15 protein-coding genes are annotated in these 21,878 nt (G+C 57.8%); 12 read left to right on the forward strand and 3 right to left on the reverse strand.

What is annotated here, in order from left to right; all coding sequences use genetic code 11:
- Positions 1-8 precede the first annotated feature (8 nt).
- The 9 genes from dppD to LC417_RS19725 all read left to right on the forward strand — a co-directional run bounded on the left by dppD (position 9) and on the right by LC417_RS19725 (position 14,635).
- Entirely contained in the window at positions 9-995 is a 987-nt protein-coding gene (gene dppD, locus LC417_RS19685) for a dipeptide ABC transporter ATP-binding protein (protein ID WP_010257423.1), read from the forward strand.
- Positions 985-2,007, forward strand: a complete 1,023-nt coding sequence (dppF, locus tag LC417_RS19690; protein ID WP_010671644.1) for a dipeptide ABC transporter ATP-binding subunit DppF — start codon at positions 985-987, stop codon at positions 2,005-2,007. The genes dppD and dppF overlap by 11 nt, the downstream gene beginning before the upstream one ends.
- Before the next feature lie 785 nt (positions 2,008-2,792).
- Positions 2,793-3,383 (forward strand): cellulose biosynthesis protein BcsO, encoded by a 591-nt coding sequence (gene bcsO, locus LC417_RS19695; RefSeq protein WP_223566260.1) that lies wholly within the window; start codon positions 2,793-2,795, stop codon positions 3,381-3,383.
- Positions 3,374-4,177: a cellulose biosynthesis protein BcsQ gene (gene bcsQ / locus LC417_RS19700; protein WP_010671647.1), complete on the forward strand. Its 804-nt coding sequence runs from the start codon at positions 3,374-3,376 to the stop codon at positions 4,175-4,177. Before bcsO ends, bcsQ (LC417_RS19700) begins: the two co-directional genes overlap by 10 nt.
- Before the next feature lie 49 nt (positions 4,178-4,226).
- Entirely contained in the window at positions 4,227-6,338 is a 2,112-nt protein-coding gene (gene bcsA / locus LC417_RS19705; protein ID WP_223566261.1) for a UDP-forming cellulose synthase catalytic subunit, read from the forward strand.
- Positions 6,335-9,349, forward strand: a complete 3,015-nt coding sequence (gene bcsB, locus LC417_RS19710; RefSeq protein ID WP_223566262.1) for a cellulose biosynthesis cyclic di-GMP-binding regulatory protein BcsB — start codon at positions 6,335-6,337, stop codon at positions 9,347-9,349. Before bcsA (LC417_RS19705) ends, bcsB begins: the two co-directional genes overlap by 4 nt.
- 11 nt (positions 9,350-9,360) lie before the next feature.
- Complete coding sequence (locus tag LC417_RS19715) at positions 9,361-13,176, forward strand: cellulose biosynthesis protein BcsC (RefSeq protein WP_223566263.1); 3,816 nt, start codon at positions 9,361-9,363, stop codon at positions 13,174-13,176.
- Positions 13,176-13,619, forward strand: a complete 444-nt coding sequence (gene bcsD, locus LC417_RS19720) for a cellulose biosynthesis protein BcsD (RefSeq protein WP_052271852.1) — start codon at positions 13,176-13,178, stop codon at positions 13,617-13,619. The genes LC417_RS19715 and bcsD overlap by 1 nt, the downstream gene beginning before the upstream one ends.
- A gap of 8 nt (positions 13,620-13,627) precedes the next feature.
- Positions 13,628-14,635 (forward strand): glycosyl hydrolase family 8, encoded by a 1,008-nt coding sequence (locus tag LC417_RS19725; RefSeq protein WP_031590334.1) that lies wholly within the window; start codon positions 13,628-13,630, stop codon positions 14,633-14,635.
- Positions 14,636-14,763: 128 nt separating this feature from the next.
- On the opposite strand, the gene bcsG is transcribed toward LC417_RS19725, so the two are convergent.
- Genes bcsG through bcsE form a run of 3 tightly spaced genes read right to left on the reverse strand, consistent with a single transcriptional unit; the run spans position 14,764 to position 18,148 of the window.
- Entirely contained in the window at positions 14,764-16,425 is a 1,662-nt protein-coding gene (gene bcsG / locus LC417_RS19730) for a cellulose biosynthesis protein BcsG (RefSeq protein WP_045140902.1), read from the reverse strand.
- Positions 16,425-16,613 (reverse strand): cellulose biosynthesis protein BcsF, encoded by a 189-nt coding sequence (bcsF, locus tag LC417_RS19735; RefSeq protein ID WP_010257418.1) that lies wholly within the window; start codon positions 16,611-16,613, stop codon positions 16,425-16,427. Before bcsF ends, bcsG begins: the two co-directional genes overlap by 1 nt.
- Entirely contained in the window at positions 16,613-18,148 is a 1,536-nt protein-coding gene (gene bcsE / locus LC417_RS19740) for a cellulose biosynthesis protein BcsE (protein WP_223566264.1), read from the reverse strand. The genes bcsF and bcsE overlap by 1 nt, the downstream gene beginning before the upstream one ends.
- A 200-nt stretch (positions 18,149-18,348) precedes the next feature.
- On the opposite strand from bcsE, the gene bcsR reads away from it, so the two are divergent.
- Genes bcsR through bcsA (LC417_RS19755) form a run of 3 tightly spaced genes read left to right on the forward strand, consistent with a single transcriptional unit; the run spans position 18,349 to position 21,877 of the window.
- Positions 18,349-18,546: a cellulose biosynthesis protein BcsR gene (gene bcsR, locus LC417_RS19745; RefSeq protein ID WP_010257416.1), complete on the forward strand. Its 198-nt coding sequence runs from the start codon at positions 18,349-18,351 to the stop codon at positions 18,544-18,546.
- Positions 18,546-19,277, forward strand: coding sequence for a cellulose biosynthesis protein BcsQ (gene bcsQ, locus LC417_RS19750; RefSeq protein ID WP_010257415.1), 732 nt, complete (start codon positions 18,546-18,548; stop codon positions 19,275-19,277). Before bcsR ends, bcsQ (LC417_RS19750) begins: the two co-directional genes overlap by 1 nt.
- Positions 19,274-21,877, forward strand: coding sequence for a UDP-forming cellulose synthase catalytic subunit (gene bcsA, locus LC417_RS19755; RefSeq protein ID WP_033780842.1), 2,604 nt, complete (start codon positions 19,274-19,276; stop codon positions 21,875-21,877). The genes bcsQ (LC417_RS19750) and bcsA (LC417_RS19755) overlap by 4 nt, the downstream gene beginning before the upstream one ends.
- Position 21,878 lies beyond the last annotated feature (1 nt).

Here is a 21,878-nt window from a genome sequence, read left to right on the forward strand (position 1 = left end):
GCACCGAGATGGCGTTATTAAATGTAGACAAACTATCGGTGCATTTCGGCGACGATAAAGCACCGTTCCGCGCTGTTGACCGCATCAGTTATCAGGTTGAGCAGGGCCAGGTCGTGGGTATCGTGGGTGAGTCCGGCTCCGGTAAATCGGTGAGTTCCCTGGCGATCATGGGGCTGATCGATTTCCCCGGCAAGGTGATGGCTGAGAAGCTGGAGTTTAACCAGCGCGACCTGCAGAACATCTCCGAACGTGAGCGCCGCCAGCTGGTGGGCGCAGAAGTGGCGATGATTTTTCAGGACCCGATGACCAGCCTGAATCCCTGCTACACCGTAGGTTTCCAGATCATGGAAGCGATCAAGGTGCATCAGGGCGGCAATAAACGCACCCGGCGTCAGCGGGCGATCGACCTGCTGAATCAGGTTGGTATTCCCGATCCCGCGTCACGGCTCGATGTCTATCCGCACCAGCTGTCGGGCGGCATGAGCCAGCGTGTGATGATTGCCATGGCGATCGCCTGTCGGCCTAAGCTGTTAATCGCCGATGAGCCGACCACGGCGCTCGACGTGACCATTCAGGCGCAGATCATCGAACTGCTGCTGGAGTTGCAGCGGCAGGAGAACATGGCGCTGATCCTGATTACTCACGATCTGGCGTTAGTGGCAGAAGCGGCGCACCACATTATCGTGATGTATGCCGGTCAGGTGGTGGAGAGCGGGAAAGCGACCGATATCTTTAAGGCGCCGCGCCATCCTTATACGCAGGCGCTGCTGCGTGCGCTGCCGGAGTTCGCGGCCGATAAAGCACGCCTGGCCTCGCTGCCTGGCGTGGTACCGGGCAAGTATGACCGCCCGATTGGCTGTCTGCTTAATCCACGCTGCCCCTATGCGACTGACCTTTGTCGTCAGGAAGAACCTGAACTGCGCACCATTCCAGGACGCCAGTCCAAGTGTCACTATCCGCTGGACGATGCCGGGAGACCAACTTATGAGTCATGAAACCACTAAAGATCAGTTCCTGCTGCAGGCGATTGATCTGAAGAAGCACTACCCGGTGAAGAAGGGGCTGTTTGGTCAGGAGCGTCTGGTCAAAGCGCTGGATGGCGTCTCTTTTAATCTGGAACGCGGCAAAACGCTGGCGGTGGTAGGCGAGTCAGGCTGTGGTAAATCCACGCTGGGCCGCCTGCTGACGATGATTGAAACCCCGACCGAAGGGCAGCTTTACTGGCACGGTCAGGATCTGCTGAAACATGATCCCCAGGCGCAGAAGCTGCGTCGCCAGAAAATCCAGATCGTGTTCCAGAACCCGTACGGCTCACTCAATCCACGCAAAAAAGTAAGCCAGATTCTGGAAGAGCCGCTGGTGATTAATACCCAGCTGACCCGCGCGGAACGCCGCGAGAAGACGCTGGAGATGATGGCAAAAGTCGGCCTGAAAACCGAGCACTACGACCGCTACCCGCACATGTTCTCAGGCGGGCAGCGTCAGCGTATCGCCATCGCACGTGGGCTGATGCTCGATCCGGACGTCCTGATTGCCGATGAGCCGGTTTCGGCGCTCGACGTGTCGGTGCGTGCCCAGGTGCTTAACCTGATGATGGATCTGCAGCAGGATATGGGGCTTTCGTATGTCTTTATCTCGCACGATTTGTCGGTGGTGGAACATATTGCCGATGAGGTGATGGTGATGTATCTCGGCCGGTGCGTTGAGAAGGGCAGCAAAGAGGCGATTTTTGCCAACCCGCGCCATCCTTATACTCAGGCTTTGCTGTCAGCGACGCCGCGTCTGAATCCTGACGACCGTCGTGAGCGCATTAAGCTGACCGGCGAGCTGCCCAGCCCGCTTAATCCGCCGCCGGGCTGCGCCTTTAATGCGCGCTGCCACCGACGTTTTGGCACCTGCGTGCAGTTGCAGCCGAAGCTGAAAAACTATGGCGGACAGGAGATTGCCTGCTTCGCGGTTGATCAGGATGAGAATCAACCGGTCGGCGTGGCAGAAAAGGTCAGCTGAGGATTGGCAGCGCATTCTGGTGTTTACAGACCGCACAAAATTGAAAGCGATGGGAGCACAGGCCTGTAGCAAAACTTTGCGCCCCCCGGACAAAAACGCCGGGAGCGTTTTTGAACAACGCAACGCGTTGGCCCGGCTACTGGCGCCCCTCAGGGATGAGGTGCGTACTAAAAACGCCGGGAGCGTTTTTGAACAACGCAACGCGTTGGCCCGGCTACGGGTGCCCCTCAGGGATGAGGTGCGTAATCGTCCGCGCTGAGCCTGTTCGCGATCTTAACTCCCCAGCCGAAGGCTCCTTTCTGGAGCCTTTTTTTATCTCAACTCAGCTGCAAGCCGCACTGCTGGCAGGTCAGCGAGCACTTTCTGGTTATTCCTCCTCTTTTTCCGTTATCAGTTTTAACCTGTTTTTATTCTGGCGATATTTGCAATGAAAAAAGATAAATAGCCTCAATCACTTATGGCAGAAATGCGATTTTTTTGCGCCTGCGGCAGCCTGAACGCTCTTTGAAAGGCTGTTTACAGGAGTCAGCCTGGCAGTGCCAGAGGTTGTAAGAGCGGTATTTTCAGAAAAATTATTAAAACAGTGCTAATGAATTTAACTTAAGTATTACTTATTAATTATCAGCGGCAATGACTCAGAAAAGGCTTTCTTCCGCCACTATTGAATCTTTATGATTAAACAATTTGATTGAAATTGCTTTTTTTGTAATCAGGTTTTTCTGACTGATATTAAAGGGATGTGTTATATTCCAGGAAAATTCCCACCTTGTTGCAGGCCATGGCCAATGAAGAATAATTACGATGATTTGCAGCGTTTTAAAGAGAAAACGCAAACGCTCGACATCGACTTTAAAGATATGTCTGGCCAGACGCAGGAAGCGGCGGAACACAGTAAATGGGCATTGATTCGCCAGCTGGCGAAAGAAGAACATCAGACACCGTTTGGCGGCGGCGAGCGTATTGACCTGCCGCAACCTCAGCCGCTGCGTGGTGATGAGTTTACGGCTCCACCGCCTGGGGCTCCGGCACGACATGCCGCACTTACTGCGCAACTGGCAATGGCAGCCCGCACCTCGATTCTCGATAGCCTGTCAGGCAGTAACCTGCCAGCAACCAGCACGACTGCACGCGGTCCTTCATCACTCTTTCCGCCACCGCCGCCACTGCAAAAAGTGGCCGTGGCTGAGCCTGCGACCATGCTGCGTGCTGAGTCGGTCCGGCCTGCCACCGTGGCGGAGCTTCAGCCCGTCGTCGCACCTACCGCCACCCATTCTGAGCCAGGGCGATTTGGTGCGCTGTTCCGCTCGCGCGAGATTAATCTGCCGAAAGAAACCTTACTCAAACCGTTACTGGAGAAGATTGCGCTATGCCATTAGTTTGTGTGTGCTCGCCGAAGGGGGGTGTGGGGAAAACCACGCTGGCGGCGAATCTGGCCTGGAGTCTGGCGCGTTCCGGTAGCAAAGTTCTGGCGATTGATTTTGATGTGCAGAATGCACTGCGTCTTCACTTTGGCGTGCCGCTTCATGATGGCCGCGGATTTGTGGCGCGCTCAGAAGAGCAGGCGGACTGGAGCCAGTCGATTCTTACCACTGGCGGCAATATCTTTGTGCTGCCCTATGGCGACGTCACGGAGCCGCAGCGCGAACGGTTCGAAGAGAACCTGATGAAAGATCCCCACTTTATTAAGCGCGGTCTGGATACGGTGCTCAATTATCCTGGTCTGGTGATCGTGGCTGATTTCCCGCCGGGCCCGGGCCCCGCCCTTAAAGCAATGACGGCGCTGGCCGATATGCATTTAGTGGTGATGTTAGCCGATACCGCATCAGTATCGTTATTACCGCAGATTGAAGAGAACCGGATGATCGGTAAGCCTCTCAATAATAAGCAGGGTCACTATTTCATCCTTAACCAGTGTGACAACCGCCGGAATATCAATCGCGATGTCACCGCGTTTATGCAGCAGCGCCTGGGCGATAATTTACTGGGCGTGGTTCACCGTGATGAAAGTGTAGGTGAAGCCAATGCTTCGCAGCAGTCTGTTTATGATTTCAGTCCCGCCTCGGCAGCGGCATTTGATATTGAACTGATCGCGAAAAGGGTCAGCAGCATTCTGAATATCACCGTGGGTAATGGCGAAGTTCAGGCTCCCATCCGCACAAACCACTTTTAGTCGGCTTCTGCCAGGCGACTGACTTACACAGCTCTTCTCAGGGTGAATCATGAGTAAAATCGGGTTTTACCTGCTGCTGCTGGTGCTTGCACCCGTTGCGGCGGTGATCATCATTACGCCAATGGACAGCCAGAAACAGTATATTTTTGGTCTGATCAGCATCGGCATGATGTTTTTATTGGGTTTCAGCAAGAGCCGCAAAATAACGGTGGTGATGGTGGTTCTCTCTGCGCTGATGTCCAGCCGCTATATCTGGTGGCGGACCACCGAGACGCTGCACTTTAATTCCGAAGTTGAAGCTATCTTAGGCATTGGCTTATATCTGGCGGAGCTGTACGTCTGGCTGATCTTAATTCTTGGCTTCCTGCAAACCACCTGGCCATTAAAACGCACCATCGAACCCTTACCGGACGACACCAGCCTGTGGCCGACGGTCGATATTTATGTGCCTTCCTACAATGAAAGTCTTGATGTGGTGCGCGACACCGTACTCGCAGCGCAGTGTATCGACTACCCGCGTGACAAAATCAGGGTCTATCTGCTGGATGATGGCAAGCGCAGCGAGTTTGCCCGCTTTGCGGCGGATGTCGGCGTGGGTTATATCACCCGTGACGACAATAAACATGCCAAAGCCGGGAACCTCAACCATGCGATGAAAATCACCAAAGGTGAGCTGATTTGCATCTTCGACTGCGACCACGTGGCGACGCGCACCTTCCTGCAGGCGACGGTCGGACCGTTCCTGAAAGATCCGAAGCTGGCGCTGCTACAGACGCCGCACTACTTCTATTCTCCCGATCCCTTTGAGCGTAACCTGCGCGCAGCACGCAGCATTCCAAACGAAGGCTCGCTGTTTTATGGCCCGGTGCAGCAGGGTAATGATAACTGGAATGCCACCTTCTTCTGTGGCTCCTGTGCGGTTATCCGTCGTTCAGCGCTGGAAGAGATTGGCGGTTTTGCCGTTGAAACCGTGACCGAAGATGCACACACCGCCCTGAAAATGCAGCGACTGGGCTGGGGCTCAGCCTTTTTGTCGATCCCGCTGGCTGCCGGTCTGGCAACAGAACGTCTGGGCCTGCATATCATTCAGCGTACCCGCTGGGCGCGTGGCATGACACAGATTTTCCGCGTCGATAACCCGCTGTTTGGCCGTGGCCTGAAGTGGCAGCAGCGTCTTTGCTATCTCAACGCCATGCTGCATTTCCAGTTTGGCCTGCCACGCGTTGCCTTCCTGACCGCACCGCTGGCTTACCTGCTGTTTAACCTGAATATTATTCACTCATCGGCCTCGCTGATCTTTGCCTATGTGCTGCCCCATCTGGTGATGTCCCTCTACGTTAACTCACGGATGAATGGCCGTTTCCGTTACACCTTCTGGGGTGAGATTTATGAGACGGTGATGTGCTTCCATCTGGTGATCCCGACGATTCTGACCCTGCTGTCGCCAAAACATGGCAAGTTTAACGTGACCGATAAAGGCGGCGTGCTGGATCAGGGCTTCTTCGATTTCCACATCGTGCGTCCGCATGTGATTGTGGCGCTGCTGCTGGGCATTGGCATTGTAGCCGGCGTGGTGCGTGCCGTGATGCATGACTATTTTGGTGTCGATCCTTACGTTATCGCGCTCAACGTCGGCTGGGCGATCTTCAGCCTGATCATTCTGATGGCGGCAATTGCCGTGGCGCGCGAAACCAAGCAGGTGCGTAAAACCATCCGTGTTGAAGTGCAAATCCCGGCGATTATTCATTACGCCAGCGGCATTTCATCGCGCACCCAGACCAGCAACCTTTCGATGGGCGGCGCGCAGCTTGATGCACCCGATGGACGTCATGAAACTGATGAGATTGAAGAGATTAATCTGCTGCTGAAATCCGGCGCGATCACTATCCCGGTCAGTCAGATTTCCGGCGATGATGAGAGCATCCGTCTGCGCTTTGAGGCGATGCCGCTGGCGCGTCGTCGCGAACTGGTCCGTGTGGTGCTGGCTCGTGCTGATGCCTGGATTCAGCCGGAGTATAAGCAGGACAACCCGCTGATTTCGCTGGGCACTATTATCCGTACCGTCTTTGAGCTGTTCTGGCTGACCTGGAAAGGCCGCCACGATAAACGTAAAAATGTCGACCCGGTTGCCGCGGCGGCGAAAGAGGATGGGGCGGCATGAAGATCCTGACGCAAACTTTGCTGGTCAGTTCACTGACCGCAGCGTTATGGCTGACGCCCGCTGGCGCGGAAACGCCGGTTACTGCTGATAACAGCAGTGCTGCGCCGGTAAACAGTTCAGCCCCGACGCCGCCTGATGCTGCTTCCACCACGCAGCCTGCCAGTGCGCCGGTAAACAGTCCGGCTCCGATGCCGCCTGATGCTGCTTCCACCACGCAGCCTGCCAGTGCGCCGGTAAACAATCCGGCTCCGATGCCGTCTGATGCCGTTTCCGCCACGCAGCCTGCCGATGCCACCGTCAGTGCACCCGCGACAAATCTGGCTCCGGTCAGCGATGCGGCATCTGTGGCACCCATGAATAATGGTTCCACCCAGACGGCAGGTTCAGACCAGGTAGCGGTCCCGGTCAGCGGTGGAGAGTCTGCAATGCCGTCAGTGTCACCAGCGGCAAATGCGCCATCTGCGACACCGTCCGCAGAATCTGCACCAGCATCGGCGCTTCAGAGTGCATCACCCAATGCCATGGCACCCCCGGTGAACGCCTCTTACGCCCCAGGTAGCGAGGCGACATCACAAACTCAGCCATCTTCAGTGACCGGTGACGCGGCCTCAACGCATCAGACCGCGTCATCGACCGGTGAGGCGGCGGCTTCTGCCCAGACCACCGCGCCGATGGCCGCCACCGGCGCGGTGACCCAGGACAGCAGCGCGCTGTCCGCGGTGCCCCTGCCGCAGGGCCTGAGCAGTGCCGATCCCGCGCTGGAAGCGGCCGCCAGTGCGCTGCCCTACGCGCCAGGTCAGGTAGCTGCGCCGGTTGCAGAAGCGCAGCCGCCGATCGCGGCTGCCATCAATCAGCCAATCAGTAGTGTTATTTCAGTGGCCCAGATGGGCCAGTCGCGCGGCATCACGCTGACCGGCGGCCAGCTTCAGTCGGGCATCACCTTTACCCTGCCCGGCGATGAAGTCATCACCAATGCGCGACTTAATCTGACGCTGCGCGTCTCAGCTGCGCTGGCGGCACGCAATACGTCGCTACAACTGATGCTGAATGGTCAGCCGCTCGGCACGCTGCCGCTGGGTGCGACGGACAGCGATGTCAGCGACTATGAGCTGGATATTCCGGCGGCGATGGTGGTGTCGGCGAACAATCTGAGTTTTAAAATCAATGATGCGGACAAGTTGCTGTGTGAAAGAGAGAGCGCACAGCAGTATCAGGTCACCATTCTGCCGAACACATCGCTGCACCTTGAGGGTCAGAAGCTCAATATCGGCACCAGCCTGCGTAATTTCCCGCGCCCCTTCCTGGATCCTCAGCGGATGACGGCGTCCACCGTGACGGTGGGCTTTGCCAGTCATGTTTCAGCCGATGCTGTCAGCGCGGCGGCACTGGTGACATCCTGGCTTGGCATTCAGAGTGATTATCGCGGCATCCGTTTCCCGGTGGTGCGCGGCGAACTGCCGGAACACAACGGCATCCTGTTTGGTCATCCTGGTGACCGGATCGGCACCCTGACTTTCCCGGCCAGTAACGGTCCGATGTTGCAGGTGGTGGATAATCCCAATAATCCGGTTTACAAATTGCTGCTGGTCAGTGGCAACAATGAGGACCAGTTGCGTCAGGCGGCGTACCGTCTGACGACGCAGCCACTGACGACGGATGAGAGTCATCTGCAGGTCCCCGCACAGACTATTGCAAACCGCAAACCTTACGATGCCCCGCGCTGGATTAACACTGACCGCCCGGTACGACTGAGCGAACTGCTGCGTAAAGATCAGAGTCTGACCAGTAGCGGCATCTGGCATGATGCGCTGCGTGTTAACTTCCGCGCCGCGCCTGATTTGTTCCTGTGGGATGGCGACACAGTGCCGGTCAATCTGCACTATCGCTTCCCGTCCGAAAGCTGGATCGATGAGGATAATTCCTTCCTTAACGTCATGCTCAACGGCACTTTTCTGCGCAATCTGACGGTGAACAAAGTCGGCCTGCTGGAGAACGCCTGGCACCGTCTGGGCGGTGATGCGCGTCAGGAGCAGTATCAGCTTAATCTCGAACCCTACCTGATCTATGGCGATAACCAGCTGGCGCTCTACTTCAATATCAAACCGCGGGCTGATGCGCCCTGCGGTGTGTTACTGAACAACAACATCAAGAGCCGGATTGAAGAGGATTCATGGATCGATCTGAGCCATACCCGTCACTTCAGCATGCTGCCGAACCTCTCTTACTTTGTGGGTGCCTCTTTCCCGTTCTCACGTCTGGCCGATTTCAGCCAGACCACGCTGCTGCTGCCGGAAACGCCCAGCGATGCTGAACTGTCAACGCTGCTGGATCTGGCGGCGCGGGCTGGTAAAGCCACCGGTCTGGCGCTGACACAGAATCAGGTACTGTTTGGCCTGCCGACTGGCGGAACCCATCTGGCGCGCATACAGCAGAGCGATCTGCTGGCGGTGAGCACCACCGGCAACAGCGCCTTTAATCAGGCGATGCTGGCGGCTTCCCCTTATGACGCCACCAGCAGCACTTTTGGGGTGAAAGAGCCTGACACGCTGGAAAAATTACGCGGCTGGCTGACCGGTGACTGGAGCCGTCAGCAGCTGGATGCCGATCGTTACTTCTCCTCCAACGAAGCGTGGCGAGGCTTCCTCAGCTACCGATCGCCATGGAACCGCGATCGGCTGGTGGTGATGACGGTGGCAACCAGCGACGATCAGCTGTTGCGACTGCATAACGATTTGAGTTCAGCGCAGATTAACGCCGGCATTCGTGGCGATACCGCGATTATTACCGATGAAAACGGCATTCGCAGTTTCCGCGTCGGCGCGCAGTTTCCCAGCGGTGAGTTGCCCTGGTACATGATGGTGGTGTGGTATGCCAACCAGCACTCGGTGCTGCTGGCGGTGGCGGCGATGCTGCTCTCCGCGCTGGTGGGCAGTGCGGCCTGGGTGATGCTGAAGCGTCACGCCTGGCGACGTCTGAACCCAAAGCAGGACCGTGATTCCGGCAGGAAGTAAGGATAATAATAATGAAAAAAAATCTGTTAAGTGCCGGTATCCGTAAGGCGTTGCTGCTGGGCAGTGCGCTGGCCCTGTCACAGCCGCTGCTGGCGGCGGAAAGCGCCAATCCGGCGTTGCAGGCGCTGTTCGATCAGGCCTCTTACTGGCATCAGAAAGCGCATGACGACCTGGCGACAGCCTCACTGCAAAAGGTGCTGATGGTTGAACCCAACAACACTCAGGCGCTCTACCTGCTGGCGCTCTATTCACAGCAGGGTGGCGACACTGCGGCTGCGGCGCAGTATCGCGCCCGGCTGAGCCAGGTCTCCCCCAACGATCCACATCTTGGCGAGCTGGATAACGCGCGCCAGATGCAGACCATTCCGCAGGCGCAGCTTGCGCTGGCGCGTCAGCAGGCGCGCAGCGGCAATATTCCGGCGGCGTTACAGACCTGGCGCAACACCTTCAGCGGCAATGCGCCACCACCCAGCGTCGCGGCAGAATATTATCTCACTATGGCGGGCGACCGTACGCTGCTGCCGCAGGCGGTTGAGGCACTGCGCCAGTTTGCGGCTCAGCATCCGCAGGACACCGGCGCGCGGCTGGCGCTGGGTAAAGCGCTGACCTATCAGGAACCGACCCGTCGCGAAGGCATTGAGGTGCTGAGTTCGCTGGCGAGCGGTAATCAGGATGCCGACCGCTCGCTGCGTCAGGCGCTGCTGTGGCTCGGTCCGCAGCCGTCAGATGCGGCGCTCTATCAGACCTGGCAGCAACGTCATCCGCAGGACTCCGCCGTCATCGACTACTACCGTAAAAACGTCGGCGGCGCAGAAAAAGGGGCCGGATTCAGCGCGCTGAACAGCGGTGACGTCGGCGGTGCGCAGTCCAGCTTTGAAAAAGTACTGGGTGCGAATCCGCAGGATGCCGATGCGTTAGCGGGCATGGGCTATGTGGCCCAGCGAGCCGGACGTTATCAGGAAGCGGCGGATTATCTGCAGCGGTCTGCTCAGCTCGGCGGCGATCAGGGTTCATCGCGTCAGCAGCAGGCTGACGATGCGCGTTTTTATGCACAGCTGGCCAGCGCCCAGCAGGCACTGAAAAGCGGAGACACGGCGCAGGCGCTGACATTAAGCGAACCGCTGGTGCAGGCTGACGGCGAAAAAGGGCTGGCCGCCAGACTGTTCCGCGCCGACGTGCTGCGCCGCACCAATCAGCCACAGCAGGCGGAGCAACTCTATCGCACTATTCTGCAAAGCGATGCGGATAACCGCAGCGCCAAAGAGGGGCTGTTCTACGTTCTGCGTCAGCAGAATCGGGGCACCGAAGCTAACACGCTGCTGGGTGCATTGCCGGACAGCGTACGCCAGAGCGTCACGCCACGGGCCAATGAAGCCGATGCGCTGCGTCAGCAGGCGAAGCGTCAACTGGCGGCCGGTAACAATGCCGCTGCCATCGCGACGCTGCAGCAGGGTATTCAGCGTTATCCCACGGATGGCTGGCTGCGGCTCGATTTAGCCCGGCTCTATCGTCAGCAGGGCGACACGCTGCTGGCGGCCAACGTGATGCAGCCGGTGATGCGCAACGGGGCCAGCACCAGCGAACTGTATGCCGGTGCGCTTAACGCCAGCGAAAGCGGCGGCTGGCAGCAGGCCAGCACGTTGCTCTCGCGTATTCCCGCTAACGCGAAGACGGCGGCGATGCGTGAACTGGCGCAGCGGGTTAATTTCAATCTGCAGATGAGCACGGCCGACCAGTATCTGGCGCAGGGCGCGACGGCTGCCGCCGCCAATACCCTGAAGGCGCTCACGGTTAATCCACCCACCAACCCGGTTGATGCCGGAAACCTGGCGCAGAAGCTGGCGCAGGCGGGCGATCTCACCAGCGCCGTTTCGGTGGTGCGGACTAACCTGCAGCGTGGCGTGCAGGGCAATGCGGGCGATTATGCCGCGCAGATGACGGTACTGAATCAGGCGGGCCTCGGCAGTGAGGCGCAGCGCTTCCTCAGCAATCCGGAACTGCAGGCGCGCAGTACACCAACGCAACTGGCCGGTATTCGCAATGGCTATCTGATTAACGAAGTGGATCGTCTGCGGCAGCAGCGTCAGTACGCGGTGGCGTATGACAAGCTGATTGGTGCACTGCAGCAGGATCCGCAGAACCGCGATCTGATGTTCGCGATGGCCCGTCTCTACCAGGACGGCAAGATGAACCGGGATGCGGGCGTGGTCTATGACTACCTGATGACCCAGGATACGCCGACGCAGGATGCGCGCGTCGGGGCCATCAACGTCGCGCTGGCGCAGAACAATGTGCAGCGCGCTAATGAGCTGAGTCGCGGCCTTAACAGTACGACTCAGACACCGGATCGTCTGCTGCTGCTGGCGCGGGTCGCGGAAGCCAATGGCGAGCATTCTCAGGCGATGGCTTATCTGCGTTCAGCGCGCGGTCAGATGATTGGCCTGCAGGGCGCGCAGCCTGGCAGCGTGCCGACCGTGGGCGGACTGGCGCTGGCGGATAATCCGTTTATCAACCGTGATACTTCGCCGGTGGGACGTTCACCATCCAGCTACGGCACCGTGCTGCCGTGGCAGGCGGCACCGGCGGGCGTTGCCGCTGGCGTGACAACGCAGGGCGAACCGGCCGCGGGCAGCGAAACCGTTGCTCAACAGTCACAGATTCTGCACGACGTCGACACCATGATAGATTCGCTGCAGGAAAAAACCGGCAGCTGGAGTCAGGGCATGGTGCAGGTGCGCGGGCGTGATGGCGAGTCGGGCCTGAGCAAGCTGACGGAAGCCAAAGCGCCGCTGACCTTCTCTACCGTGCCGTTTGAAACGGCGCGCCTCGACTTTACCGCCACGCCGGTCTCACTTACGGCGGGCAGTGGCGCAGCCGATGCCTGGCGCCGTTTCGGCACCAATGCGCTGAGTCAGGGCAGGGTGGTGGCTGCAGGCGGTGCAACGGTGAATGACCTGCCGAACGCCACCACCGATTCGCAAACCGCTTCGGGCGTGGAGCTGAATCTGGCGCTGAAGGGCGACAGCTATAAAGTGGATATCGGCAGTACGCCGCTGGGCCAGGATCTCAGTACTCTGGTCGGGGGCGTACAGTGGTCACCGAAACTCACCGACTTCCTGACGCTGATCCTGACCGGTGAGCGCCGCGCGATTACCGACAGCCTGCTCTCTTACGTCGGCGCAGAAGATAAAACCAGTGGCAAACGCTGGGGACGCGTCACGAAGAACGGCGCTAACGCCCTGTTAAGCTACGACAATGGCGATGCCGGCTTCTATGCTGGTGCGGGCGCGTACAGCTATCTTGGCGAGAATGTCGCCAGCAACAACAACCTGCAGGCAACTGCCGGTGCCTACGTTCGTCCGTTCCACACTGACGATCGCGAGCTGAAAGTGGGCATGAGCCTGTCGTGGATGGACTTCTCGAAAAACCTCAGCTATTTCAGCTACGGTCAGGGCGGCTACTTCAGCCCGCAGAACTACGCGTCGGTCTCGTTCCCGATAGAGTTCTCACGCAAGTTTGACGATCTGAAAGTGAATATTGGCGGTGCAGCCGGTTATCAGACCTACAGTCAGGATAAGAGCGCGTACTTCCCGGCGGATGCCAGCCTGCAGTCAGAGCTGGAATCCCTTGCCGCCAGCGGCAGCGTGAAAGACGCTTACTACTCCGGCGGCAGTAAAAACGGCATCGGCTACAACCTGCACGCCGGGGCGGACTACAAACTCAATAAAGATGTGACGATTGGCGGCCAGCTGGGTTATGACACCTTTGGTGACTACAACGAAAGCAGCGCGCAGCTCTATGTCCGTTACCTGTTCGGAGAGAAGTAATGAGTGAGCATTCGGGGGTATCGCATCCGTATCAGCCGGGCTGGTTTGATCTGGTCAGCGTGCTGATTGACGGGATGATCGCCAACGCCGGTCATCAGGAGGCGGAAGCCTTTCTCTATAAGATGGGGGAATCGCTGGCGACCCGCTATCCTTTGCCAGAGTCGCGTACCGTGCAGGATCTGGAGCGCGAGTGCAATCTGCAACTGGCGCGGTTTAACTGGGGCTTTGTGCAGCTTCAGCCGGAAGAGAAGGCGCTGCTGATTGCCTGTCACGCCTTACCGGCAGGCGACAACATCCACTCTCCAGCTGACTGGCAGGCGGCGTTTGGTGCGGTGATGGCCGGACTTTTTTCGGGCTGGTTGCAGGGCCAGGGCGGCAGCAGCATTGTGCCGGTTACGCTTGAACTCAACGATGGCAGCACGCTGCACTATCGATATCAATAGGATCGGAAATGAAACGTAATCCACTCTGGCGGGTCTGGCTCTGCTCTGTTTTACTGCTGGCCTGCAGCGCGCAGGCGAGTGCCAGCGGCTGGGAGACTTTTAAAAGTCGCTTTGTGACCTCAGAAGGGCGGATCACTGACACCGCCAATAACAACGTCAGTCATACCGAAGGCCAGGGTTATGGCATGTTGCTGGCGGTGGCCAACGACGATCGCGCCACCTTCGATCGGTTGTGGCAGTGGACGCGCAGCCAGCTGCGTAATCCGCAGACCGAGCTTTTTTACTGGCGCTACGTGCCGGGCAGTGACAACCCGGTCGCCGACAAGAATAACGCCGCGGATGGCGATGTGTTGCTGGCCTGGGCGCTACAGCGTGCTGCACAGAAATGGCAGGTGGAGAGCTACCAGCAGGAATCTGACCGTATTCAGCGCGCCATTATCAGGCTGGATGTCACGAGCTTTGGCGGCCACACCGTGATGCTGCCGGGTGCGCAGGGCTTTAACAAAGTCAGTTATGTGGTGCTCAATCCCTCTTACTTCCTGTTTCAGGCGTGGCGCGAGTTTGGTGAACATAGCCATCTTCAGGTCTGGGATAAGCTGATTAACGATGGCTTTGATCTGCTGGGTAAGCTGAGCTTTGGCAAAACCGGGCTGCCAATGGACTGGGTCGCACTGAATGCCGACGGTTCGGTTGCCCCGGCCGTCGGCTACTCGAACCGCTTCAGTTACGATGCGATTCGCGTGCCGCTGAACATCTGGTGGTATGACCCGCACAGTCTGGCACTGGTGCCGTTTCAGCGCGTCTGGCAGGGTTACAGCCGCATGCTGACACCCGCCTGGTTCGACGTGCTGGCGAATGCCCCTGCACCTTACCATCTTGAGGGCGGACTACTGGCGGTACGTGACCTGACGCTGAATGAAACCGGCTATCTGAGCGATAAGCTGGCTGCGGATCAGAACTACTTTTCTGCCAGTCTGCAGTTGCTGACCTGGCAGGCGTTTCAGGAGAAGCGCTGATAACTGGCAGAATGGCGGCACTGGCCGCTATTCTGCCATCGACAGCCACGCGCTCAACAGGGAGCAGGCGCCGCGCCTGACCCGCCTTTAACTGCCGGGTCACGGCTCTGCAACCCGGCGGTTACGCGTTACTGCGGATAGGCGACCCAGTCGCCGCCGTTCAGCCTGATCCAGGGTTTGCCCTGATACATTATCACCACTGCACCGTCATTTTCCGACACCACCGGCGTCTGTGGCAGCTTGTCAGTCAGCACCGACATATTCACATTCGGGGCATTAAATACCTGCCCATCTACGACGCGCGACACAATCTCTGACAAGGCCAGCAGGCTGGTCGGCGCATCAATGTTCAATGGCTGAGCCTGATGCGGCGCCTTCATCCCGACAAACTTAATGCCCACCGGTACGTGAGTAATATCCGGGCTGGGAATATCGCGCAGGCCGGACATCTGCATTTTGTCTCCCTGCAGCGCGGCACCGTGCTCGGGCACTACCAGTACCATGACGCGGCGGCCCGACTTCTCCAGCTGCGTCATAAAGGCATCAAGCTGATCGAATAGTAGTTGCGCGCGCGGTTTCCACGGTGCCGTTTTGGTGCTGCCGAGTTCACGGGTGCCGTCGTGCAGCGGGATCAGATTGTAGAAGGTGGCGCTGCGTGCATCGCTGCTTTTGCTGCGGTCGTCCAGCCAGCGCTGCATCAGTTGCGCATCGTTGAATACCGGCGAGCCGTCGAATGAAGTCAGTTCTGGTGCGATACCCGCCTGTGACATCAGCGGTGCCTGAATATCGCCGCCCTCGCGCACCTCCTTCAGGTAGTTACCGAATACCCCAGTGTGATCCATCATCAACTGCTCTTTAAAGCCCAGCTTCGCCAGATTGTCGAACAGATAGCAACGCGGATCGGCAGGTTTATAGAGATCGCTATGCGAGGTCTGGCCACAACTGGCACGCAGCAGTCGGATACCCGCCGGTCCGCTGTAGCTGGTTGCGGCGTTGTAATTGCTCAGCATGATGTCGAAATGCTGCCACAGCGGATGGTTACGCAGCTGAGAAGCATCCATATCAGACCAGGCGAGCGAACAGATATTGATCACCAGGATGTCGAAAGGCTGCGAATCGGCAGGCAGATTGTCGGGAAAATGCGTCACGCGCTGGCGTTCACTTTCATGAAAGCGGTTCAGCCAGGCGGTGAGATTCGCGCTGGTCGGCGGCGCAGACTGCTCCAGTCCATCCGGCGTGGCGGCTGGCTGGCCGCCGCTGGGTGTCTGATTCAATACGACCTGTGGCGTGGCCGTCCGGGTCGGCAGAAGCGACATCGCCGGGCCAGCAATCGTCAGCACGTTAAGCCAGATCAGCATCAGCGAAACCAGCACCGTGATGCGAATCCATTGTGAAACAAACAGATAGAGAACCAGCAGCACAAAGGCGGCTCCCACCATTTGCCAGTTAATAAAGCGATCGGCCAGGTCGAGCAGATAGGCCGCAGAGAAGCCCGCCAGCTGATCGCCCTGGCTGAGTATGCTGCTGAGCCCTGGCAGCCAGGTGTCGTGCCAGAACAGCGCGATGCCAACCGGAATCGAGATCAACTGGCGGATGCGATGCAGGCGCGCCGAGGGTAACGGAAAAAGCAGCCAGGCGAGAAACACCAGATTGCTCAGGGCGTGAAAATTGAGATAGCCATACCACAGCAGGCCGAACTTCAGTAAAAAGTAGAAATTCCAGCCGCCCAGTCCGCGCCAGGAGGACCAGAAGCGGGAAGAGGAGGCCGCCGCGGGTTGATCAGTATTCATTAATTTTTTCTATCCGTTTCAGAGGATTGACGCTGCCAGTGACCTTCCGATTTAAGCGCGCGCGCTGGCAACAAACGATTCATGATGCCGTTCCAGCGACGGGGTAGCCATTTTTGATATAATGGCTTTAAAAACAGCAGGATAACCAGAATAAGTAGCGCAATTTGTACCCAGTCCATCAGATTCATCAGGCTTTGTTCTCCGGCAGTAAAGTGATGGGCTGCGGTGCAGAGCGTTCATGTGTTTCAGGCCGGCTCTCAACGGCGGCGCGGGCCGTCTCTGATACCGGAGCCAGATCCTGAATTGCCATCGGCGTCAGTTTCTTAATATTGCTGACTTCCGCGAGGATCTGATTATCTTCAAACCAGACCATCCGGTTAGCAAACAGCTCGTCGTGAGGCAGAGAAAAGATATATTTCAATGCTTTATCAAGGTCGTTATAGCGGCAGGAAGAGAGGAAAAGGATGACACGATCTTCCAGTACCGTGACCAGGTCGCCAAAGCGGCGCGGTTTACAGAGCGTCAGGATTTGCTGAGGCTTAAGCTGTGGCACAGGCCGCAACGCGACCAGCAGGCCCTTATCATTTTCCGGCAGCAGGGTATTGCTGATCAACTGGCCGACTGACTGACAGAAGGCATCGAGACGCAGGTAGCCTTTCTCATGCAGAGGCTGCAACGAAGCGGTTAACGCCTCAAGACTGGCGGGAACGCGACGGTTAAACACCTGTCCCTGAAGGCCCTCCAGCGTGGTCAGAAAGCGCGACATTGTGGCGTTGCTCGGGACGATGGCGTTTACACCGCAGGCCAGCAGCAGACGTTCGTCGCTATAACGCAGGCTTGCACCCATCTCGCGCACCACAATTTTCAGGCCGTTGCCGCGTGTACGACGCAGGCTGTGCACCATCTTCGCCAGTTCGTTGATATATTCGCTGCGGGTCAGGCTGAAAATCACCGTTGCGGCATTGGCCTGCTGCGCCCGCAACCAGACCTGCTCATTATCCTCGAACAGTTGCCACTGGCGTGAAAGCGGCGGCGCGCCCTCGAGCACGATGTTGTCCGCAAGATAATGCTGCTCGTCGTTGAGGCTCAGTGGTTCCTGCTTTTCATTTAAGGTAAAAAAGCGTTCATTTTCACAGCCCAGACGTATTGCCCGATCGGCAAGCAGGCGTTCCGCGGCATACCACCAGTTAATTTGATACTGCCAGCTATCCTGCTGAAAGCTCAAATGCGCAACGCCATCCAGCTGACGAAAATAACGCTGAAGATGATTACTCAGATTTATTATTGTGGTGCCGGAGGTCACGATTAAAAGGGTGAGCTTTCTTTTATGCAGCGTCTGACGCATGCCCTTTATCCAGCGGGATAATTCTGCGTCATCAAGCTTATCCCATTGCGCTGCGTTGCTATTAAATATCACTAACCCATTTTTACTGCCGAGCGTGCGCAGAAAATCACTTTCCAGCTGCAACAAACTGCCTTTGCTTTTGGAAAGAGAAAACAGCGGAATACGATCGGGTCCGCCAGGTGGGTCGGGCGTCAGCAAATCACGCGGCGGCTGGTCAGCGCTGATCAGCGTTACGGCCTGCTGATGTGAAATTACCTGTCGAATAAAAGTGCGGGCGTCATCCTGCCGCGCACAGGTCACCCAATAACAGCCAGGCGTTTGCAATGCCGTTAATTCAGGCTGAACATGCAACAGCCCCAGCGAAAAAGAATTTTTCATATTGAATTCGTTATTTTTCCAGTCCAGGCTAGCTTATTATAGACAGGCCGGGATGTAACCTGAGAAATTTAAACATTGCTAATCACAGGCCGGCTCACATTGTTCTGCAATTGCCGCGTTTCTGGAAATATTTTTCAACTTTCCTTTACGCGCAGTCGGTCATCCTGAGTGTGACGTTGTTTTATTTTTGGCGAACAGTAATGAAAAACCACAATCTCTATAACCCTGTTGCCGCTGATGGCGATCGTCAGGATGATATTAGCGCGTTGCGCGATGCGTTTTCTTTGCACTCTTTCCGCTATGTCGACATTGCGCGTGAAGAGCGCCTGAAAGCGATCGTGTCGCGCTGGCCGCTATTAGCGGAAACCCTTGCCAGCCAGTCTGAGACCGATCGCTGATGCCACAGATCGCGCTTCAGGGCGTACGGGGCGGCGTCGGCACGACTTCTCTTTGTGCCGGATTAGGCTGGGCGCTGGCGGCACTCGGCGAACGAGTATTGTTGATCGATGGCTCCCCGGTCAGCCAGCTCGGCGTGCATTTTAATCTGCCCGCTCAGCAGGATAATGGCTGGATGAAAGCACTGTGTGAGGGCGGTGACTGGCAGCACAGCGGGCTTCGCTATCCCGATGGTCCTGATTTGCTGCCTCACGGGGTGCTGTCCCATCAGCATGCTTTGACTATTGCCAGACAGAATGAGGCGATCGCCGCGCCGCTGCTCCAGGCATTACCGGACCTGCGGGCGCGCTATCAGTGGATTATTTTCGATCTGCCTGCCGATACCCTGCCCTGGCATGAAACGCTCTATCCGACGCTGGACAGCCTGTTGTGTGTCACTCAGCCAGACGCGAATTGCCATTTACGGCTTAGCCAGCGCCAGTTTCCGGCGCGCACCCGGTTTATTATCAATCAGTTTAATGCCAACAGTCGTCTGCAGCAGGATCTGCATCAGCTCTGGATGGCCTCGCTGAATCCGCTGATACCGCTGCTGATCCACCGGGATGAGGCGCTGGCAGAAGCGCTGATGATGAAGCAGCCGGTCGGTGAATACCGGCCACATGCGTTGGTCAGTGAAGAGATCATCACGCTGGCAAGCTGGCTGCTGCTCAATCTGAATGGAGTGAGCTCTTGAATCCGTTGTGCTGGCTGTTAACGGCGCCCGCCTGGCAATCGCTGCACAGGGGCTACACCACAGCGCGAGGCAATGGCGCGTCCCGCTTCGCCAGTGCGCTCCATCTGTTCTGGTCGGTGCTGGGCCTGATGCTGCTTCGCTTCGAAACACCAGGCTGGCAGCGGATTATTCAGCAGCGCCGCCGGCTCTATCCGCACATTTCGCCGGAGCGGCCGCGACCGCTGGATATCCTGCGTTATCTGATCCAGACGCTGTGGCTTTTGGTGATCCTGCCGCAGAGCGATCGCGCTCGTGGCGGTTTCCGTGGCCTCGGTGCGCTGTCTGGCTGGCGCCACCATGGCTACCGCTGGCTGGACAAGGCCGTTGCCCACTCACAGACCCAGGGAATCGATGTGCGCATCGAACACTGGCTGAAGCGGCTGTCGCCGCTGGTGCGACGCAGCCTCTTCGCCGTCACTGCCCTGTTTGCCACGTTGCTGGCGCTGCTCTGTATCAGCCAGCCGTTTGGCCTGATGACGCAGTTTATCTTTGTGGTACTGCTCTGGAGTCTGGCGATGCTGGTACGACGCATCCCGGGGCGTTTCCCGACCATGATGCTGATTGTGCTGTCGCTGACCGTATCGTGCCGCTACCTCTGGTGGCGCTATACCTCGACGCTGAACTGGGACGATCCGCTGAGTCTGGTGTTTGGTCTGCTGCTTATTGCGGCAGAGACCTACGCCTGGGTGGTGCTGGTGCTGGGCTATTTTCAGACGCTCTGGCCGCTTAATCGTCAGCCAGTATCGATGCCTGTCGATCGGGATCAGTGGCCAGGCATCGATCTGCTGGTGCCAACCTACAACGAACCGCTCAGCGTGGTCAGACCCACCATCTACGCTGCCATGGGCATCGACTGGCCGAAAGACCGCCTGAATATCTATCTGCTCGACGACGGCGACCGGCCGGAATTCCGCGACTTTGCCGCCAGCGTGGGTATCAACTATGTCGTCCGTCCCACCCATGAGCACGCCAAGGCCGGCAATATCAATCACGCGCTGAAAAAGTACTGCCGCAGCGAATTTGTGGTGATTTTCGACTGTGACCATGTGCCGACGCGCGCCTTTTTGCAGATGACCATGGGCTGGTTTATTAAAGATCCCCGGCTGGCGATGATGCAGACGCCGCATCACTTCTTCTCGCCTGATCCGTTTGAGCGCAATCTCGGGCGGTTTCGTCGTACGCCCAATGAGGGTTCGCTCTTTTATGGGCTGGTGCAGGACGGTAATGATACCTGGGATGCCACCTTTTTCTGCGGCTCCTGCGCCGTGCTGCGCCGCAGCGCACTGGATGAAATTGGCGGTATTGCGGTGGAAACCGTTACTGAAGATGCCCATACCTCGCTGCGGCTGCACCGGCGCGGCTACACTTCGGCCTACATCCGCATTCCTCAGGCGGCCGGACTGGCGACCGAAAGTCTGTCAGCGCATATCGGACAGCGCATCCGCTGGGCACGCGGTATGGTGCAGATCTTCCGCCTTGATAACCCGCTATTTGGTAAGGGGCTGAAGTGGGTACAGCGGCTCTGTTATGCCAACGCCATGCTGCACTTTCTCTCTGGCATTCCGCGGCTGGTCTTCCTGCTGGCGCCGCTGGCGTTTCTGCTCTGTCATGCCTACATCATCTACGCACCTGCGCTGGCGATCGCCATTTATGTTTTGCCCCATATGCTGCATACCAGCCTCACCAACTCGCGTATTCAGGGACGCTGGCGACACTCTTTCTGGAGCGAGGTCTACGAGACGGTGCTGGCCTGGTATATCGCCCGGCCTACCACCGTGGCGCTGTTCAATCCTCATAAAGGGAAGTTTAACGTCACCGCAAAAGGCGGGCTGGTGGAGGAGGAGCATCTGGACTGGGTGATAACCAAGCCCTATATGCTGCTGGTGCTGCTCAACCTCGCAGGGGTTTTGATGGCGTTCTGGCGCATGCAGCACGGTCCGGCCAATGAGGTGCTGACGGTATGGGTGAGCCTGATTTGGGTGCTCTACAACATGATTATTCTTGGCGGTGCGGTAGCGGTTTCGGTTGAAGCACGGCAGATCCGTGAGGCGCACCGGGTGGAGATCGCCATGCCGGCCGCCATTGCACGCGAAGATGGTCATATGCTGCCCTGTACGCTGCGTGACTACTCTGACGGCGGCGTCGGGCTGGAGATGCGCGAGCCGGATGCGCTGCGGGAGAATGAAAAAGTGTGGCTGCTGCTGCGTCGTGGACAGCAGGAGTTCAGCTTCCCGTGCCAGGTGCAGCGGGTCTTTGGCCACCGGGCTGGCGTGCGTCTCCATCAACTGACCACTCAGCAGCATATTGAATTTATCCAGTGTACCTTCGCCCGCGCCGATACCTGGGCGCTGTGGCAGGACGGTTTTCCGGAAGATAAACCGGTCCAGAGCCTCGCCGATATCATGATCCTCGGTTTCAAAGGTTACCTGCGCCTGGCGGAATATGGCCCGCCGCAGTTACGTCGGCTGTTTAACCTGCTTACCGTTGGGGTGAGCTGGCTGGCTTCGCTGTTGCCGCAAGGCATCGGACGTGTGCCAGCTTCAAAAAACGCATTGAGTTGAT

The organism is Pantoea sp. OVA07A (assembly GCF_019969975.1).
In the GTDB taxonomy this organism is placed as follows: Bacteria; Pseudomonadota; Gammaproteobacteria; order Enterobacterales; family Enterobacteriaceae; genus Pantoea; species Pantoea agglomerans.